This is a genomic window from Variimorphobacter sp. HTMS_6, assembly GCF_059717775.1.
Window position 1 is genome coordinate 3,909,063 of sequence record NZ_AP046094.1, and the last position, 20,049, is coordinate 3,929,111.

General features: G+C 37.2%; 18 protein-coding genes. 16 read left to right on the forward strand and 2 right to left on the reverse strand.

Annotation, left to right across the window (positions count from 1 at the left end; genetic code table 11):
* The first annotated feature begins 83 nt into the window (after window positions 1–83).
* The 10 genes from AC6IWN_RS17680 (at window position 84) to AC6IWN_RS17725 (ending at window position 11,483) form a co-directional block, all read left to right on the forward strand.
* Window positions 84–1,466, forward strand: a complete 1,383-nt coding sequence (locus tag AC6IWN_RS17680) for a substrate-binding domain-containing protein (RefSeq protein WP_497989249.1) — start codon at window positions 84–86, stop codon at window positions 1,464–1,466.
* A gap of 161 nt (window positions 1,467–1,627) precedes the next feature.
* The gene (pstC, locus tag AC6IWN_RS17685; protein WP_497989250.1) at window positions 1,628–2,506 is read left to right on the forward strand and encodes a phosphate ABC transporter permease subunit PstC; all 879 of its coding nucleotides are present in this window, start codon (window positions 1,628–1,630) and stop codon (window positions 2,504–2,506) included.
* Window positions 2,499–3,380 (forward strand): phosphate ABC transporter permease PstA, encoded by an 882-nt coding sequence (gene pstA / locus AC6IWN_RS17690; RefSeq protein ID WP_497989251.1) that lies wholly within the window; start codon window positions 2,499–2,501, stop codon window positions 3,378–3,380. The genes pstC and pstA overlap by 8 nt, the downstream gene beginning before the upstream one ends.
* Window positions 3,380–4,129 (forward strand): phosphate ABC transporter ATP-binding protein PstB, encoded by a 750-nt coding sequence (gene pstB / locus AC6IWN_RS17695; protein WP_497989253.1) that lies wholly within the window; start codon window positions 3,380–3,382, stop codon window positions 4,127–4,129. The genes pstA and pstB overlap by 1 nt, the downstream gene beginning before the upstream one ends.
* Before the next feature lie 140 nt (window positions 4,130–4,269).
* Window positions 4,270–5,286 (forward strand): LacI family DNA-binding transcriptional regulator, encoded by a 1,017-nt coding sequence (locus AC6IWN_RS17700; RefSeq protein WP_497989255.1) that lies wholly within the window; start codon window positions 4,270–4,272, stop codon window positions 5,284–5,286.
* Window positions 5,287–5,493: 207 nt separating this feature from the next.
* On the forward strand, window positions 5,494–6,558 hold the full coding sequence (locus AC6IWN_RS17705) for an acyltransferase family protein (protein ID WP_497989256.1): 1,065 nt from the start codon (window positions 5,494–5,496) through the stop codon (window positions 6,556–6,558).
* Between the two features lie 175 nt (window positions 6,559–6,733).
* Window positions 6,734–8,800 carry a DHH family phosphoesterase gene (locus AC6IWN_RS17710; RefSeq protein WP_497989258.1) on the forward strand — a complete coding sequence of 689 codons (2,067 nt, stop codon included), beginning with the start codon at window positions 6,734–6,736 and terminating at the stop codon, window positions 8,798–8,800.
* A 13-nt stretch (window positions 8,801–8,813) separates the two neighbouring features.
* Window positions 8,814–9,260, forward strand: a complete 447-nt coding sequence (gene rplI / locus AC6IWN_RS17715; protein ID WP_497989260.1) for a 50S ribosomal protein L9 — start codon at window positions 8,814–8,816, stop codon at window positions 9,258–9,260.
* 25 nt (window positions 9,261–9,285) lie between these two features.
* Entirely contained in the window at window positions 9,286–10,614 is a 1,329-nt protein-coding gene (gene dnaB / locus AC6IWN_RS17720) for a replicative DNA helicase (protein WP_497989262.1), read from the forward strand.
* Between the two features lie 185 nt (window positions 10,615–10,799).
* Entirely contained in the window at window positions 10,800–11,483 is a 684-nt protein-coding gene (locus AC6IWN_RS17725; protein WP_497989264.1) for a helix-turn-helix domain-containing protein, read from the forward strand.
* 91 nt (window positions 11,484–11,574) lie between these two features.
* Here the strand turns inward: AC6IWN_RS17725 and fdxA are convergent, their stop codons facing one another.
* Window positions 11,575–11,745 carry a 4Fe-4S ferredoxin gene (gene fdxA, locus AC6IWN_RS17730; RefSeq protein WP_497989266.1) on the reverse strand — a complete coding sequence of 57 codons (171 nt, stop codon included), beginning with the start codon at window positions 11,743–11,745 and terminating at the stop codon, window positions 11,575–11,577.
* A gap of 202 nt (window positions 11,746–11,947) precedes the next feature.
* On the opposite strand from fdxA, the gene AC6IWN_RS17735 reads away from it, so the two are divergent.
* Complete coding sequence (locus AC6IWN_RS17735) at window positions 11,948–12,145, forward strand: DUF1858 domain-containing protein (protein WP_497989268.1); 198 nt, start codon at window positions 11,948–11,950, stop codon at window positions 12,143–12,145.
* Between the two features lie 75 nt (window positions 12,146–12,220).
* On the opposite strand, the gene AC6IWN_RS17740 is transcribed toward AC6IWN_RS17735, so the two are convergent.
* The gene (locus AC6IWN_RS17740) at window positions 12,221–12,994 is read right to left on the reverse strand and encodes an adaptor protein MecA (RefSeq protein WP_497989270.1); all 774 of its coding nucleotides are present in this window, start codon (window positions 12,992–12,994) and stop codon (window positions 12,221–12,223) included.
* Between the two features lie 293 nt (window positions 12,995–13,287).
* Here AC6IWN_RS17740 and AC6IWN_RS17745 point away from each other — a divergent pair, with 293 nt between their 5' ends.
* The 5 genes from AC6IWN_RS17745 (at window position 13,288) to AC6IWN_RS17765 (ending at window position 19,997) form a co-directional block, all read left to right on the forward strand.
* The gene (locus tag AC6IWN_RS17745; protein ID WP_497989272.1) at window positions 13,288–14,637 is read left to right on the forward strand and encodes a serine/threonine protein kinase; all 1,350 of its coding nucleotides are present in this window, start codon (window positions 13,288–13,290) and stop codon (window positions 14,635–14,637) included.
* 23 nt (window positions 14,638–14,660) lie between these two features.
* Window positions 14,661–15,314 carry a hypothetical protein gene (locus AC6IWN_RS17750; RefSeq protein ID WP_497989274.1) on the forward strand — a complete coding sequence of 218 codons (654 nt, stop codon included), beginning with the start codon at window positions 14,661–14,663 and terminating at the stop codon, window positions 15,312–15,314.
* A gap of 474 nt (window positions 15,315–15,788) precedes the next feature.
* Window positions 15,789–17,495, forward strand: a complete 1,707-nt coding sequence (locus tag AC6IWN_RS17755) for a glycosyl hydrolase family 18 protein (protein ID WP_497989276.1) — start codon at window positions 15,789–15,791, stop codon at window positions 17,493–17,495.
* Between the two features lie 594 nt (window positions 17,496–18,089).
* Window positions 18,090–18,836 carry an N-acetylmuramoyl-L-alanine amidase gene (locus AC6IWN_RS17760; RefSeq protein WP_497989278.1) on the forward strand — a complete coding sequence of 249 codons (747 nt, stop codon included), beginning with the start codon at window positions 18,090–18,092 and terminating at the stop codon, window positions 18,834–18,836.
* A gap of 105 nt (window positions 18,837–18,941) precedes the next feature.
* The gene (locus AC6IWN_RS17765; RefSeq protein WP_497989280.1) at window positions 18,942–19,997 is read left to right on the forward strand and encodes an L-threonylcarbamoyladenylate synthase; all 1,056 of its coding nucleotides are present in this window, start codon (window positions 18,942–18,944) and stop codon (window positions 19,995–19,997) included.
* Window positions 19,998–20,049: the final 52 nt, after the last annotated feature.

Here is a 20,049-nt window from a genome sequence, read left to right on the forward strand (position 1 = left end):
TCTGATATTAGATTTCACAATGAAGAAGTTATAATTAGTTCGTAATCATGTGAAATGAATATTAAATAAAAAGGAGATGTATCATGAAAAAATTTCTATCTATCGTTTTATTAATTGCATTGGTAGCAACCGGCTTTTCTAATGTTCCGACATCTGCTTCAGCAGCATCGCTCAAGGGAAAAGTAGTATTCTCAGGCTCAACATCAGTTAACCCACTCCTTCAGGCACTCGGTGAAGCATTTATGAAAAAGCATCCAGGTGTCAAGATTGTTGAGCAGAATGTAACGGGTTCCGGCTCAGGTATTTCAGACGCAAAAGATCTTAATAGTGGCGTTGATTTTGGTATGTCCAGTAGAAAACTAACAAGTGATGAGGCAAGTGAATTAAATAAATTCCAGATTTGCTTAGATGGCCTAGCAGTAGTAGTAAACAAGAGTAATCCGATTAAAGGAATTAGTTCAGCAGGACTTTATAAGATTTATACAAAGAGCTCTTCTGCAAAGAATTGGAATCAGATTAAAGGTTCCTATTCCTCCAGTGTAAAGGTTGCTCCATTTGGTCGTGAGGCAGGCTCCGGAACCAGAAGCTGTTTTGAAGATTTCTTTAAGGCTGATTATGGCGCAGCACTCCCTAGCGGATATGATGTAGCGCTTGATGGATCTCTCTCAAGCACCGGTGTTATGCAGACGACTGTTCAAAAAAATAAAGGTGCAATCGGATATATGTCCTTTGGTGATATGGATGAGAGCAAGGTAAAAGCATTAATGGTGGATGGTATCGAGCCATCCAAGTATACAGTAGCAGATGGAAGCTATCCGATTAAGAGACCTTTCTTACTTGTTTATAATAAGAAAAAGGCTCTGAGCCCTGAAGCAAAGGCATTCGTAGATTTTGTAAAGAGCTCAGACGGGCAGGCTATTATTAGCAAGAAGGGCTTTGTAAAGAACAACCTCGTTAGAGTAAAGGCTCAAAAAATTAGCTTGAACAAGACTTCACTTACTCTTAAGCCAGGAGCAACAGCAGGCATAACAGCTACAGTAACTCCTTCCAATACGACAGACAAAGCAGTGACATACACATCATCAAATAAGAAAGTTGCTACAGTAAGCAACTATGGACTTGTAAAAGCAGTTGGAGTAGGAACAGCTGTTATAACAATTAAAACCAAGGATGGTTCTAATGTTGTTCGTAAGTGTACTGTAAAAGTTATTCATCCAGTATCAAGTGTTAAATTAAACAAAACAAGTGCTTCAGTAGCAGTAGGAAAAACACTTACATTAAAAGCAACGGTTAATCCAACCAATGCAACAGATAAGTCTGTTACCTGGAAATCCTCTAATACCAAAATTGCTACAGTGACATCCAAAGGTGTTGTTAAGGGTAAGAAAGCAGGAACAGTTACAATCACTGCGACTTCTAAAGAAGGTGCAAAGAAAGCTACCTGCAAAGTAAAAATTGTTAAATAAGAGTACATTGATCAATTGATAGCAACCGTTAATTAATGAATCCATCCAAAAGAAGGAAACATGGTTGCAAGAAGGTGAATGGCACTGCAGCCTGGCAGTGCCATTCACCAATTCAAGACAGATAAAATACCTGAATATCATCTCATTTTTAAGGAGTATATATGAATAATAAAAGGATACATAGAAACAATAGCATATTCAAAACAATCGTTTTTTTCTTTGCTTTTATTACGTTTCTATCAGTAGTTTTAATCGGTATATTTATGGTTGCAAATGGAGGACCCAGCATTATTAAGGTGGGCCTAAAAGATTTCCTTCTAGGATCAATTTGGGACTCTGCGAATGATCCACCTAGGTATGGAATATTAAACTTCATTTTGTCTTCTTTCTATTCGACTTTCTTTACCGTACTGATCGCAGTTCCTATATCTATTCTGGTGGCGTTGGCAATTGGCCAGTTGATGCCAAGAAGTGTTGCCTCTGTATTGCGCGCAATTATTAGTCTACTGGCAGGAATTCCTTCAGTAATATATGGCTTTTTGGGACTTATTTTCGTAGTTCCGTTTGTTCAGAAATTATTTGGTCTTTCATCAGGGTTAACGATGCTCTCTGCGATAATTGTTTTAATCATCATGACCTTACCTACCATTATCAGTGTTAGTGAAACCAGTATAAATGCAGTAAATGAAGGATATATAGAGGCTGCTTATGCACTCGGAGTAAGAAAAGAGTTTGCACTTTTTACGATTGTATTACCGGCAGCGCGTTCCGGAATTATGGCAGCAGTATTGCTGGGTGTGGGAAGGGCAATTGGGGAGACGATGGCAGTTATGATGGTTGCAGGTAATATTCCGCAGATGCCATCAGTGCTTAAGCCCGTTCGATTTCTTACAACAGCGATAGTTACAGAGATGTCCTATGCTACAGAACAAACCAGGGGGGTATTAATTGGAATTGGACTTGTACTATTTGTATTTGTTTTTCTAATTAATTCAGTATTTCGATACTTTATTAAAAAGGCGGGTAAGGTGAATGGATAAAAATTTATATAAAAGACAAATAAGACCGGGCATTATTGCTGTAAGAGGATTGATTTATGCAGTTACTTTTATTGTAATTAGTATGGTTGTTGCAATTATTATATATCTTATTGTAAAGGGACTACCTTATGTCAGTTGGAATTTCTTAACCACAGCACCCTCGCGTTTGGATGAAACTTATGGAATCGCGCCTATGATTATCAACACATTATATACCGTCTTACTTACACTCATTGTATCAATACCGGTTGGAATCAGTACGGCAATTTATCTTGCTGAATATTCCAAGCCAGGTAGAATTATCAATGCCTTTCGTTTCTCTATTGAGATTCTTGCGGGCATTCCTTCTATCGTTTATGGATTATTTGGTCTTGCATTCTTTGTAAATACCTTTCGAATCGGCAGCAGTAGCGGTTCTATGTTGGCTGGGGCATTAACCTGTACCTTGATTGTACTGCCAACGATGATACGTACTACAGAGGAAGCATTGCTTCAAGTCAATCCGACGTTCAGAGAGGCGGCCTATTCTCTGGGAGCTTCTAAACTACATATTATCCGTACTATTTTACTGCCGGGAGCTTTGCCGGGAATAGTAGTAGCGGTAATACTCAGTATAGGGAGGGTAGTCAGTGAGTCTGCTGCACTGCTTTACACCGCCGGTATTGATTACAACATGCCCGCGAATTATTTGAAGCATATTACGGAATCAGGAGCAGGATTGACCGTTCAGCTATATCTATATGCAACAGAAGGGGGCTCTCCTGATTGGGTGCCTTATGCTATGGCGGCAGTGCTGATCATTCTGATATTTATTATTAATATGACGGCTAATATTATTGCAGGTATATTCAAAAAGAAGGTGAGTTTAAAATAATGAGCATTATTACTACGAAAAATTTAAATCTTAAGTACGGAGAAAAGAAAGCTCTGAATGATATCAATATGGAGATTCAAAAAAATGAGATCACAGCATTGATCGGACCTTCCGGCTGCGGAAAATCAACATTTTTAAGAGTAATTAACCGCATGAATGATACAATCGCTAATTGTAACGTAAGTGGGCAGGTGATTTACGATAACATCAATATATATGATCGTGACGTTGATCCCATGCTGATACGTAAAAGGATTGGTATGGTATTCCAAAAGCCCAACCCCTTTCCCTTATCCATATATGACAATATATCATATGCGCCCAAGTATCACGGTAAAAAGAAAAAAGAACTGGACGAAGTAGTGGAAAGTAGCTTAAGAGCGGCAGCTCTATGGGATGAAGTGAAGGATTCTTTGAATAAGAGTGCATTGGCATTATCCGGGGGTCAGCAGCAGCGCTTATGTATCGCGAGGGCAATCGCCTTAAACCCGGAGGTGATCTTGATGGATGAGGCAACAAGTGCTCTGGATCCTATCTCTACATATAAGATTGAGGATCTACTGGCAGAACTAAAGAAAACCTATACGGTAATCATAGTGACGCATAATATGCAGCAAGCTTCAAGAATTGCCGATAAAACTGCCTTTTTTCTTCTAGGTGACCTTGTGGAATTTGATTCTACCAAAGCAATATTCTCAAATCCTCAAAATAAAAAAACCTTAGATTATGTAAGCGGACATTTTGGCTGATCGTAGGGGGTCAAATTTCAGGTTGCATAATAATGCGAATTGTCGTATATTAGAGTTGGTTCATCCACTTTACTAATGAGTGGTGAAGTTCTGTTTGACTTGGTTCAATCAGTTATTAACAAACAGGAGGAGGTACCAACATGGTGTCTATGAAGGACATCGCTGTCGCATGTGGAGTGTCTGTTGCAACCGTAAGTAAAGCATTGAATGGACATAATGACATTGGAGAAGAAACAAAAGAGAATGTCAAAAGAACAGCGAAGGAGATGGGGTATTTTCCGAACTCATCAGCCAGAGCATTAAAAATGAATAAAAGTTATAACTTGGGAGTTTTGTTTGTTGATGCATCGCGTAGCGGTTTGACCCATAACTATTTTGCCTGTATCCTAGAGAGTTTCAAAATAACGGCAGAAACGCATGGATATGATATTACGTTTATTAACGGAAGTAAGCAGCGGAAGGACAGAATGTCTTATGTTGATTGCTGTAAGCATAAAGGTGTAGACGGAGTTGTTATAGCCTGCATTGACTTTGACGATCCAGAGGTAACCGAATTGATTCAAAGCAATATCCCTATTGTTACGATTGATTATATGTTCAATAATCGGATAGCAATCATGTCTGATAATATAAAAGGGATGAGAGATCTGTTCCAATATATTTATGATTTAGGGCATCGAAAGATAGCCTATATTCATGGCGAGAGCAATTTGACCGTAACAAAAAACCGTTTGGCTAGTTTTTATAATATAGCAGAATCACTAGGAGTGGATATTCCTGATGAATACATTGCAGAAGCTCCTTATCGCAATACTGAGCTGACGTCTCAGGTAACTGATCAAATGTTAAACCTGAGTGTTCCACCAACCTGTATTATGTTTCAGGACGATTTTGCAAGTATTGGTGGTATAAACATAATTAAATCGCGAGGATTATCGATTCCGGAGGATATCTCAGTGGCCGGATATGATGGGATTCAAGTGGCTAAATTTATAGATCCTGTTCTTACTACGGTGAACCAAGCTACCGATGAGATGGGTAAAATCGCTGCAGAAAAACTGATTTCATTGATCGAAAAGCCGAAACTTACTTTGATTGAGCAAATAGTAATTCCGGGAGAACTAGATAAAGGTGCTTCGGTTAAGAGGCTATCATAAGATATAAATATATTAATTATAAAATGCATCTATAAATACCATCAAATTGGGGTATTGATAGATGCTTTTTAATGAAGAATAGAAATGTTAAATAATGTAATTTCCGATATGAGCTACATAAATTAGCCTGATTATCTATCAATCATGACTATATTATTTTAAAAATGACATATTATTAGAAACGGTGATTGTTCTGGGAGGCTTAGAATGAAAAATATAATAACAAGTTGGTATCATCCGGAACTTCGTAATGATTACAAACTTGGTTCACAAAGAAATTATTATCTGGATAATCTGAAGTTTGCACTTATCATACTGGTTGTAATCGGGCATTTTTCAATGCGAATGACATATGTACAAAAGATAGTATATATCCATCATTTTATATATATGTTCCACATGCCTTGTTTTATATTTATCAGCGGTTTCTTTGCTAAAAGATTAAATCGAGATGGTAAGCTCCGAATTGATAAGATATTCTCAATCCTGTGGATGTATTTGGTGTTCCAGATGGGATATGTAGTTTTGAATATTCTCTTTGATGCGCATGAAGAAGTGAAACTATTTGAAGGGACGTCAGCCCCCTGGTATCTTCTTGCGCTATTTGTGTGGTATTTATGTGTACCGATGATTGAGAGAATAAAAACGGTCATTCTAATTCCGGGTTCCTTTGTGATTGGCTTACTTGCCGGTTATATAACATCATTGAATGATGTTTTTTCGCTATCAAGAGTGCTTGTTTTCTTTCCTTTTTTTATAATTGGTTTTTGTTTGGGACAGGACAAGCTGGAGTGGATATTGGGTTTGAGGATTAGGATCCTGGCAATCCTGTTTTTGGTTGGCGTATTCATCTGGATGATTAATGATTGGGATATTGTAAAAGAATACTTTAATATTGTATATGGATTTTCTCCGTATAAAGAGGCTTTTGCAGATCATACACAATATGGGTACATTGTTAGAGGAGTATGGTATCTTTTGGCAACTTTGCTCTCGCTATCATTTATGCTTTTAATCCCAAGATCAAAGACATTCTTTACCATATATGGAGAACGGACAATGCAAGTTTATATGATGCATATATGGGTTCGTAATGCATTAGGATACACTGGATTTTTTATTGCACTCAAGGAATATCCACAGTTTGTCTCAGTATTGGTGGTGATAGGGTGTATTCCATTGGCATTAATCCTATCTAACAAATGGTTTGAAAAGTTGTTTGAAATCTTAATGGCACATAAATTATTTAAAGCAATCATAAAGAAAAATTAACCAAATATTGAATCCATTTGTAAAAAAGAGAAATTGATAAGATTATTATCTTCCCTAGAAGGGCTGTTGGTGATATAATCAACCTAACCGACTTTATAATTTTCTAATCTAGACGAAGATTTGAGACGAAAAGTTAATCCATTGATCTTATAAATTCTTTAAGGAGTTCGATATTATGATTCGAAAATTAAAGCTCAGAGGAGCATTGAGGTTATATTTATTGTGGCCAATTATTTTGACCGCACTTTTGTTGTGCATGAATTTGAGCGTTTATGCTATTAATAAAGATGCTGCTATCGTCTCAGTGTTATTTACTGTTTTATATTTTATATTTGCCATGGCGATCTACTATTCAAAACGCAACCCGATTGCTTCTGAATTAGTACGTTATGCGATGGATTACGGACAGGTTCAAAAGAAGCTTCTAAAGGAGTTACATCTCCCATATGCAATACTCGATGTAGAAGGAAAGCTTCTATGGGGTAATGATGAGTTTATGGATATTGTTCATGAGAAATCGATATCCATGCATTCCATTACAAAGATGATTCCTGAGATAACGCCGGAGGTGCTACCCCAAAAAGAAAAAGATGAGATTATGCATATCTCATTTCAGGACCATAATTATATGGTGCTATTACGCAAGGTTGTTACCCCTGATTTTGATGAGGATATGGAAGAGAATCTTGAGGACACCGAACGTATATGGAATGATCGAAATGCATTAATAGCGATGTTTTTGTATGATGAGACGGATAATATCTCCTTACGAAAGGAAAATAAAGAACAGAAACTGATTACCGGTTTATTATATATTGATAATTATGAAGAGTCATTGGAAAATATCGATGAAGTAAGACGTTCTCTATTAACTGCGCTGGTTGACCAAAAGATTAATAAATATATGCAGAGTATTGATGCAATTATTAAAAAGTTAGAAAAAGATAAATACATCTTTGTATTTCAACAAAAATACCTTCCGATACTCCAGGCAAGCAAATTTTCTATTCTCGAGGAAGTACGCGGAATTAATATGGGTAATGAGATGTCTGTAACCATCAGTATTGGTATGGGTGTGAATGCAGATACCTATGCAAACAGCTATGAATTGGCAAGAGCTGCGATCGATTTAGCGCTTGGTAGAGGTGGAGACCAGGTGGTTATCAAAGACAAGGATAAGGACAAGATATCTTATTACGGTGGTAAAAGTGTATCAGTTGAAAAGAGTACCCGTGTTAAAGCAAGGGTAAAGGCGCATGCATTCCGAGAGTTTATTGAGGGTAAAGATAACGTTGTTATAATGGGACATAAAATCGGCGATGTTGATTCTCTAGGATCAGCGATTGGTGTGTATAGAATAGCAAAGAATTTTAATAAAAAAGCACATATTGTAGTGAATGAGGTCACTTCCTCACTTCGCCCAATGATAAATAAATTTATTGGTAATCCGGATTATGAAGAGGATATGTTTATAAAAAATGAAAAAGCAAGGGATATCGTGGACAGTAATACGCTGCTGGTTATTGTAGATGTTAACCGATCAACCTATGTTGAGTGCCAGGATTTATTGGATTATACCAAGACAGTGGTAATCTTTGATCATCACAGACAGACAAAAGATGCGATTGACTATGCAGTATTATCCTATGTTGAGCCCTACGCTTCCTCTACCAGTGAAATGATTGCGGAGATTATGCAATACATCGGTGGTAACTTAAAATTAAAACCGATTGAAGCAGATGCATTATATGCTGGTATTATGATCGATACAAATAATTTCCTGACAAAGGCTGGTGTTAGAACCTTTGAGGCAGCAGCATATCTACGTCGAAACGGAGCTGATGTAACGAGAATCCGAAAGTGCTTCAGAAGTGAGATATCGGACTTTAAGATTAAAGCAGATGCCATCAGTAGCACAGAGGTTTATTTAAAGCATTATGCAATTACTGTTTGTGCAAGCTCAGATGTAGACAGCCCTATGGTTATCGGTGCACAGGTTGCAAATGAGCTATTAAACATTACAGATATTAAGGCATCTTTTGTATTCACCGAGTATAATGATAAGATATTCATCAGTGCCAGATCAATTGATGAAGTGAATGTTCAAGTGATTATGGAGAAATTCGGAGGAGGCGGCCATTTGAGTGCAGCCGGTTCCCAATTAGTTAATACAACGATAAGAGAAGCCATTATTAAAATTAAAGCAACTCTGGACGAGATGACTCGCGAAGGTGAGCTGTAAAGGAGAGAAATCAATGGAAGTTATTTTATTACAAGACGTAAAGGCCCTTGGTAAAAAGGGTGAAATAGTAAAAGTAAACGACGGTTATGCAAGAAACTTCATATTCCCTAAAAAACTAGGTTTGGAAGCAACGAAGCAAAATCTGTATGATTTGAATAATCAAAAAGCGGCTGAAGCTAAAAAGCAAAAGGAAATTCTAGAGGAAGCACAGGCTTTAGCAAAGAAGATTGAAGAATTCAAGGTGAATTTATCTATTAAAGCTGGTGAAGGTGGAAAAACCTTTGGATCGATATCCTCCAAAGAGGTTGCGGCAGCAGTAAAAGAACAATATGGAATTGAGATTGATAAAAAGAAAATTCAATTAAATGATGCGATTAAGCATGCCGGATCCTTCACTGCAATTGTAAAATTACATTCACAGGTAACCGCAGAGCTACAGATTAAGGTAGACGCAGTATAAGGAAAGGCCGTAAGGGGGAATACCAATGGATGAATCATTAATTAAGAGAGTACTTCCGCATAGTGCTGAAGCAGAGCAATCTGTAATCGGTTCCATGATTATGGACAGGGAAGCCATTGTTGCAGCCTCTGAATTATTAACCGGTAACGATTTTTATGAAAAGCAATATAGTATTTTGTTTGATACAATGGTTGAATTATCAAATGAAGGAAAACCGGTCGATCTGGTTACACTTCAGGATCGACTAAAGGAAAAGGATGTGCCACCACAGGTAAGCAGCCTGGAATTCATCAGAGATTTGGTTACATCAGTTCCAACCTCTGCAAATGTGAAATATTATGCGCAAATCGTTCATGACAAGTCAATTTTGCGTAAGTTGATTAAAACAGTGGAAGAAACGGCGAATGATTGTTATCTGGATAAAGAGAAGCTTGAAGTCATTCTTGAGAAAACAGAAAAGCAGGTCTTTGATATCGTTCAAAATAGAGGAACGAAGGACTTTACCGATATAAAAGAAGTAGTACTTAGAACAATAGACAGCATTGAAGCAGCGGCTAAAAACCAGGGAAGCGTGACTGGTGTTGCAACAGGGTTTTATGATCTGGACTACAAAACAGCGGGACTTCAGCCATCGGATTTGATTCTGATTGCGGCGAGACCTTCTATGGGTAAGACTGCATTTGTACTTAATATCGCGGAGTATGTTGCGATTAAGTCAAATATACCGACCGTTGTATTCAGTTTGGAGATGTCGCAGGATCAGTTAGTAAAGCGTGTGCTTGCGATGAACTCCAAGGTGGATTCTCAGGCACTACGTACCGGTAATCTCTCCGGTGAGGATTGGTCAAGCTTAATGGAAAGTGCAAGAGCGGTGGGTAACTCAAATCTGGTGATAGACGATACTTCCGCTATATCCATCAGTGAACTTCGTTCTAAATGTAGAAAATTAAAGCTTGAGAAAAATCTTGGGCTTGTTATAATCGATTACCTTCAGCTGATGACCGGTAGTAAAAAATCAGAATCCAGACAACAGGAGATTTCAGAGATTTCAAGATCGTTGAAATCCTTAGCCAGAGAAATCAATGTTCCTGTAGTTGCTCTATCACAGTTAAGCCGTGCGGTTGAGCAGCGCCCTGACAAGCGACCGATGTTGTCCGACTTACGTGAGTCCGGTGCGATTGAGCAGGATGCTGATATTGTTATGTTTCTCTATCGTGATGATTATTATAATAAGGATACGGAAGAGCCCGGTGTATCTGAGATAATTATCGGTAAGCAGAGAAACGGTCCGACCGGTACAGTGAAACTGGCATGGTTATCACAATTCACGAAATTTGCAAATCTGGAGAGATAACACAATATATAGTAGTAAGAAATGTATTAGGCAAGAAATGTAGAAAAGAGGAACCTATTTATGGGTTTCCTTTTTTTATGTCGATAAGTTATATGTAAATATGTGGAAATTATATTGCATTTGAAAGTTGCTATGTTATAATGTAAAAAGTGGAAAATAAATACATATTCAGGGAGGGCAAACGAGTGGAAGAAGTTAGGTATATGATTTCTGAGGCTGCAAAGCGGGTGGACGTAGAGTCTCATGTACTCAGATACTGGCAGAAAGAGCTTGCTCTACCGATTTCACGTAATGAGATGGATCAGCGTTATTATAAGGAATCGGATATTGAGTTGCTGAGAAAAATAAAACTTATGAAAAAACAAGGGTTTGGATTGAAAGCAATTAAGATGTTCATTGAGAATGAAAGCTTACCAGATTCACTTGATGCTAAAACTGATATACAGGACCGTGATATGCAGAAAGGGGATAATAAGGAGGATAAGGATATAGACATGATACAGGAGGACAAGCTAATAGAAAAGGAAGAAGGGACAAGCCTAGTTACCGAAGAGGGCAGACAAGAGTTAAAGCCACAGCAGGAAACAAAAATGGAGCAGTTCAAATCCATCATGAATCATATCATTCTTGATGCATTAAAGGAGAACAACGGCACCTTAACGGGTGAGATTAATACCCATGTTACTGAAAATGTGGTGCGAGAGATGAGTTATCTGATGAGAGTTCAGGAGGAAAAGGAAGAAGAGCGCTTTAAGAAATTTGATGCCACCCTCCGTGAATACCAAAGAAGCAAAATGCTGGCCGCAGCCAGCGTGGATAAAAACAGAAGGAAATCGAAGTTCTTTCAAAAAAATAACGTAAAGATTTAATTATCTAATAATAACAAACAAAAAGAGGATATAACAAAGCCAATAAATTAAAGTTTAATGGTTTTGCTATATCCTCTTTTTATGTATCATATTATTGTGCAGAAATTGCACTTGTAGGACATGTGTCAGCACATGCGCCACAATCGATACAAGTAGCAGCGTCGATTTCATAATGAGAAGCGCCTTCAGAAATAGCACTTACTGGGCAGTCGCCTGCACAAGCACCACAGCTAATGCATTCATCGCTAATAACGTAAGCCATTGTAATTACCTCCTTTTTAAACAATCGATTACATTTTAATATATGCTAGTGATTTATGCAAGTAAATTCTAGTACTTTATTCTGGTAAACGCATAATTTGACTCCTTGACGGTTTGAATACGTTGGAATATAATAAGGCATAGCCATGAGATTTAATACATTGGTAACTACAAAATTAACATAAATTAAAGGAGGATTTAATATGTCAATAACTAAGGATATGACTATTGCTCAGGCAATTTCTACTAATCAAAATATTATACCGGTACTTTTAGATATTGGTATGCATTGTCTTGGTTGTCCTTCTGCACAGGCAGAGACACTAGAAGAAGCAGCTATGGTTCACGGATTGGATCCGGAGGACTTAATGAACCGAATTAAAGCTGAGATCGGCGAATAATTCTGAGTCAAACAATTATTAAACAAATGAAAGAGGCTGATGTGAAAGGGTTTCCTTTACCATCAGCCTCTTCTTTTACATTACAGATAATACCTGTAAAGCGTGACTTTTAACGATTATTTCATAATGTTCCTCATAATAAGTGGAGCTTGCATAAGTAAATCGCTCTACCTTTCCGAATTCGGATATAATATTACAGATTTTATTGAACTCCTCCGGAGTGTGATCAGAGATACTAATTACTAAATAGTAAATTGAGGTAACCGGATTCTTATATAAGGTATTGATACCATGATAGGTTCCAAGCAAAATATTTGATAATTCAATAACTTCTTTTAACGAACGGAAGGAATAAATCTTTACTAATTTAGCGATAGGCGATACCCCTGGTTTTTCAGGAGCATCATTGGAGTCGATTTCAGCTGTTTCGAGTACATCCTCTTTTGCGCTGTCTTCATTCTCTTCAGAGAGATCATCTTCAGACTGATCAAAACAATTAATTATCTCATCAGCGTAGGACTCTTCATCGTCATCCTCTGTATCATGATCACCATGAACGTTGAAGGAAGAAAACTTTGAAAAGCGAGTATCTAATTCATCTGGATCTTCTACTTTGGTTATCACTAGGATAAGACATTCAGTAGAAACCGGTATCGCTTCTATCATAAGCGGAATATCATCCACCTCAAAACCGAACTCATAAAAAGCCTGTTGAATCATATCACGGAATAACTCTTTTGCTTTCTCAGTACCATATGCAAGCTCACTAATCTTTAACTCACGGTCTATTAAATCACTTTTATTCAAGGTACATCTAATCTGATTGTCACTAATTTTTTCTATCTTCATAAAGTACACCCCTTTCTAAAAGGAACTGATTGACGCAATACGAAAACCATCCATTGGTGTAAAAAAAGTATAATTTAAAAAAGTAGTAAAGTCAATATGCCCCAGTATTAAATTTGTATTTTATAGAATTCTAAATATTACAGTAAAATACATGATTTGACATTGTTAAATCCTACAAAAAGTCTAGAAAAGTTTGTGAAAAAGGTCAATAGAAAATTAGTTGATGTATTACCATTATTTGTATATAATTAAGGTGACTTAAATCTGCTTTAGTATTGATAGGAAAGGAGCGAATGCAACAAGAAATCTGGTTTCAAAAGTATCAAATCTTGGGTTTAATTGGCAAAGGAGGCAGTGCCAAGGTATTTCTTGCAGAACACATCAAATTAAAATCACTTCGTGCAATCAAATTCATTTCTAAAAACCATCCCCTATACGATTTACAATTGAAAGAAGCATTTGTATTAAAAAATCTGAAACACTCTGGTATTCCTATTATCTATGATATTGAAGAAAATGAAGATGGTTCCTATATTATTGAACAATATCTAGAAGGTGATACTCTAAAAGATACATTATCTAAAAACGGCCCGCTTCGAGAAAACATTATAATCAACCTTGGACTTCAACTATGTAATTTATTGCAGTATCTCCATTCCATTGAACGGCCAATTCTGTATCTTGATTTGAAGCCTGAGAATATAATTCTATGGGAAGGAAGTCTAAAACTTGTTGACTTTGGCAGTGCATTATATATGGATGAAACAGAGTCTGAAGCACACTATTACGGGACTAAGGGGTATGCTGCACCAGAACTATATACGAATCAGCACATTGATGAACGCTGTGATGTATATGGCATAGGATGTCTGTTATATTACATGGTTACCGGCCAACCAATAAGACAAGTTGGAACAGAGAAAGAGCATATCGATTATACTGGAGCATGTTCTAAGAAACTCAAGAAGGTGATAAGTCGTTGCCTCAGGTTTAATCCTTCTCAAAGATATGCTTCCGTTACCAAACTTTATACAGGATTATTCGAATTAAAAAAACATATACAGTATCAAGCAGAATTAAGTCGGCCAGTAACGGTAGCAATCGGTGGTTCACATCCTTATATCGGAGTGACTCATATGGCTTTTCGCTTAGGTAAGTATTTATCAGGAGCAAAGTTAAGCTGTCTTTATCTAGAAAAAAATGATACAGGAAGCGTATGGTCATTAAAAGGTGTCAGTGATAAAGTTGATATTAACAATGGGATATACATAATAGAAGGAATACCTATGGTTCCGGCTCACTTAAGCCCAGAGATAAACGATGAGGATTATCGCTATATCATTCGAGATTATGGATGTGTAACCGAAAAAAATAGGGCGCAGTTTTTATCAGCGGATATAAAGTTGTTCCTTCTGGGAGCAAAGGAATGGGAAGTCGATTCAGCGATAAAGAATATTCGCATGTTTTCTGAACATAATGAGGTTCGATTTTTATTTAACTATATGAACGGGAAGCAATTTCAATGGATTATGAGGCAGCTTCCTATGATAAATGGTGATCGAATTCCATATGAGCCTGATCCGTTTGCCCCGATAACCCGTCAGAACGGTTTAGAATTATTTACGGAAATTCTCATGAATTAACAACTGATTCGTTTTGTAATTACATGAGATATAAAGGGGGGATTATATTAAGAAAGAGAAGGAAGAATCATGGGTGGGATAAGCTGTACCAACCGAAGACTAGAAAGGTAATCGGACTAATCGGCACCCATCATGGTGTGGGTGTTACTTTTACCGGACTTATGCTCGCATTTTATATGGGAGAGGAACTAGGGATGAGAACAGCGTACCTAGAATGTAATCCGCATCGTGATATGGATCTAATCCGATATGCCTATGATTGGAACGATGAAGAGGAGAATTCATTCTCCTTTCACCAGGTAACCTGTTATTCTAAGGTGACTTCGAAGCAGATTGCAGATATCATGAATGAGGATTATGAGTGCATGATTCTAGACTTCGGTACGGCTTTCAAGAGTAATAGAGAAGAATTATTAAGATGCAATACAAAGTTTGTAGTAGGGGGAAGGACTGCCTGGGATATACAAAAGCTTCAGAATTTTATTGAAGAAGCCGCGAGGTTAAGTGATATCACCACTTGGAAGTGCTTAATTCCTATGGTAACTGAGAAAAATGTAAGTAAGATAAAAAAAGATTTAACAACAGAGGTCCTGGCCGTACCATTTATTGAAGAACCGGTAGTGCCCTCTAAGATCATTAACCGTTTTTGGGAAAGGGTTTTCCAAAGAGGAATATAGTTACAGGAGTCGCTTTTGAAGGGATAAGTATAACATATCACAAATGAACTTCTTATCCGAAAAAGTATATGAGAAACACGTTAACGAAGATATCGTAGCACCACATTCCTGTTACATACGACCTTACCTTGAATAAAACACGGTGTAGTGGTTAAGCTTTTTATAAAAGGCAAACACAGTAGTAATTGTAATCTGCTAACTGACTTAAAAGCCCTCTATACTTTTTTGGTTAGTTGACTTGAGTAAAGTTATGAACGGTTATGTCTAGTAGTAAGTCCGGGATGGTTTATAAGCAGGCCTTCCATAGTGATATTCAGAAAACTTGCCAAGAAAAGGGGCACCTAACTTGAAGATTTCTGATGAAAACTACGGAAGGCCTCTTTTTTGGAAAAAAAGTCGATTTTGGTAATGACGATGAAGCACATTAATGCTATAATATTGTAAAATGTGCAAATGATTTATTTGGAGGATACTATGGAGAAAAAAACGAAATTAGCGATTATCGGCTCTGCTTTAGCTGTAATAATCTTAGTGATTGCCTTGATATCAGTGATTGTTGAGAAGTTTACTCCGAGCAAAGAAATTATGAAATTAACGGATTACTATAAATTAAAGGATTCAGAGGTAGAAGTTATACTTCAGGATGAGTTCTACGATAAAAAGGGTGTTTTAATCAATGATAAAGTATATATAGATTATGACACTATTATTGGGCATTTTAATAAGAGATTCTATTGGGATAAGAATGAAAATATATTAACGTATACAACTCCAACCGATGTTATAAGGGTGGAAGCGGATACGAAGGAGTATAGTGTAACAAAGAGTACGATACAAACAAAGAATGCTGTCGATTATCCTATCGTAAAGGTATTTGCTGATCAGGTTTATATTGCTCTGGACTTTGTGAAGCAATACTCTGATATGAATTATAAATTATATAAAGATCCAAATCGTATTGTGGTTAATTACAAATGGGGAGACTACCTTTACTCTTCCGTGGCAAAGGGTACACAGATTCGCTTTGAGCCAAATATTAAAAGCCCAATTTTACGCCAGCTTGCAACCGGAACCAATCTACAATATGTAGATAAAAAGGAAGCTCCCAAGAAGGGCTTTGTTAAGGTTATGACGGAGGATGGAGTAAAAGGTTATGTTAAGAAAAATATGGTAACCAAGGGTGAATATAAAAAGGTCGAAAGCAACTATCAGGCTCCACAGTATACCTCACAGACACGACCGGGTAAGATAAATATGGTATTTCATCAGGTGTTTAATAAGAGCGCATCTTATTATATGGAAGGGCTGATTAATAAAACCAAGAAGGTAAATGTCATCGCTCCAACCTGGTATAGTATCAATGATGAGTCCGGCACCTTTACCTCTAATGCAATAGATAGTTATGTGAAAAAGGCAAATAATCTTGGTATGGAAGTATGGGCAGTTGTAGATGATGTGAATAAGAAGATCAATATGAAGGAGCTGCTCTCCTATACATCAAGAAGAGATAAATTATCCAATGCATTAATAGAAGAGGCGCTAACACATAGACTTAATGGTATCAATATCGACTTCGAAACGATTCCTCTAGAGGCTGGTAAAGATTATATTCAATTCTTACGAGAATTATCGGTTAAGTGTCGTAATAATGGTATCGTTCTGTCGGTAGATAGCTATGTTCCATCTGCATATTCCAAATACTACGACAGAGAGGAACAGGGCGTTATCGCGGATTATGTGGTGATTATGGCGTATGATGAGTTCCATTCCGGTTCAGATAAACCCGGCCCCGTGGCTTCCATTGGGTTTGTAAATGAGGCGATTAAGAATATTCTTGATATGGTTCCGAAGGAAAAAACAATTATCGGCATTCCGTTCTATTCAAGACTTTGGAAAGAAACGAATGGCGAGTGGTCTTCCAGTAGCATATCTATGAAAGAGGCCAAGAATCTTATTGCGAGTAATGGATTAAAAGCAAAATGGGATGATAAAATTGGTTGCCATTATGTAGAGTATAAAAAGGATGGTTCTACCTATCGTTTATGGCAAGAGGAAGATAAGTCAATCGAAGAAAAGATGAAATCAATCTACAGCGCTGATATGGCAGGCACAGCAGCATGGAAACTTGGACTGGAAAGCGAAAGTGTGTGGAATGTAATCATTCGTTATCTTAATAAATAAGTACAAAAAATGCAAGTGAGCTGATGTAAAATATTAATTTAATATAGGAGCAAAGTATATTGCCTCACACACAGGTTGGAAGGACAGCGTTTGTCCTCCAAACAGTGCATTATGGCAATATTACTTTGCTCCTATCAATTATTATTTTACAACAGCCTTTTGTATAAATTTTTCACTATCTCTAATGCATTATTTCTTCTATAATTATTGTCCAAAATCATAAGTGAATATGACAACTTTAGCATTGGTGCCGGAATAACGATAGCATATTGTCTTTTTGTAGTCTATGTATATGAAATTATAATGCTGCTATATGGTTGGTATATTTATTTATAGATAACTCATTTTTCCCATGAGAGGTGAGGAAGGGAAGTTATAAAGTGCTTATAATGTGGAATAGGATAAATTTTGCTTGCCTTTTGTTTAAGATAATTCATTTTCATCATGGGAGTGTATAAGGGATGGCGTAGTTAATTTTAATGACCAAGGATAGAGCTGCTGATATAACTTTCTTCTGGCTTTGGTGTATTTTGCTTAGTATACCGCAGGGTTCCTGTTCATAAGATATAAAGAGCATATTTGTGGAAGTCTGTTATGAAAAAATATTTTAGTGTGTTCTTTCTATTATTTGTCTTAATTGCTATTATAATAACCTCAGAGCCTTCTTTGAAGGTTATGAAGCGTATTTTCTTTACCCAGGGGAAAGATTCGGGTAGTCAAATCGTAGTTGTAATTGATCCGGGGCATGGAGGAAGAGATCCCGGTAAAGTGGGTATCAATAATATTCTTGAGAAGGATATTAATTTAAGTATATCCATGAAGTTAAAGAACCTGCTTGAGCAAAATGATATTAAGGTCTATATGACAAGAGAAGATGACAACGGATTGTATTCCCAATCGGATGCGTATAAGAAAAGAGCAGATTTGGATAACCGGGTGGACTTTATTCATGAAAAACATGCAGATATTGCAATCAGTATCCATGAGAATAGTTTTCCTGAGGAGTATGTTAAGGGAGCACAGACTTTTTATTATGATAAATCCTTAGGAGGGAAAGTGCTTGCCGAGATGATTCAAGATCAAATGAAGAAAACGATAGCGGATGGTAATCATCGTGTTGCTAAATCGAATACGTCATATTATATGTTAAGGAAGACAGAATGTCCTTTGGTTATTGTGGAGTGTGGATATTTAACGAACTATAAGGAGTCATCACTTTTAATAAAAGATGACTACCAGGAGAAGATGGCATGGGGAATTCATCTTGGTATCATGCAGTATATTAATCAAAGCGGACTTAAGGCAGGGAAAGCTGCTTTGGAGGATTCTTCTGATAAATAAAGCGAATTCTGTCGCTAATAGCAAAAATCAACTGTTTGATATTATTAGTTATTCATGCTATAATGTGAGTTACGGTTATTATCTTAACCATAGGGAGTACGAATAATGATTACTAAGATAATTAAAATAGATACAGAAGATTGGCAGGGAAAAAGTTTAAAAGATGCCAAAGAAATACTGGAAAACGGTGGGCTTGTAGCATTTCCTACCGAAACTGTATACGGATTAGGTGCAAATGCGCTTAATGAGAATGCTGCCAGAAAAATCTATGAAGCAAAAGGGAGACCTTCTGACAATCCACTAATAGTACATATTGCTTCTATAAGTGATATGGAAGTTTTAGCGAGAGATATTCCGGATACGGCTTATCGATTGGCGGAGGTGTTTTGGCCGGGGCCGCTTACGATTATACTAAAGAAAAAAGATTGCGTTCCGAAGGAGACAACAGGTGGACTTGATACGGTTGCTGTTCGCCTTCCAGCGAATGAAATTGCAAGACGATTGATTAAAGATTCTGGAGTCTTTGTAGCGGCGCCAAGTGCAAATCTATCCGGAAAACCTAGTCCAACAACCGCTGGTCATGTCATTCAGGATATGGATGGAAAAATTGACATGATTATCGATGGAGGGAAAGCAACGCTTGGTTTGGAATCTACAATTGTGGATCTGTCAGGGCAAGAGCCTATGATTTTAAGACCCGGTTGTATTACTAAGACCATGCTTGAGAATGTTATTGGGGAAATTGATTATGACCCAGCGATACTAACGATGAATCCGGATGTGAATCTAGTGCCGAAAGCACCGGGTATGAAATATAGACACTATGCGCCGGAAGGAACCTTAACCATATATCAAGGAAATATTGATGAAGTGGTGAATGCGATCAATACAAGAACTTTACAGCATTTGGAACAAGGACAGAGTGTCGGAGTAATCGCTACGGACGAAACCAAGGATTTGTACCGATATGGGACGGTAAAAACGATTGGTTCCAGGCAAAATGAGGCAACGATTGCTGCAGGGCTGTATGCTATTCTTCGTGAGTTTGATGAAATTCATACAGAATACATTTATTCTGAGAGCTTTGCAGACAATAGCTTGGGACAAGCTATTATGAACAGACTGCTAAAAGCAGCAGGTTATCATGTTGTTAATGTATGAACAGATTTAAAAAGAGAATGTGTGGATTTAAAATCAGGGGACAAAAAGTGTT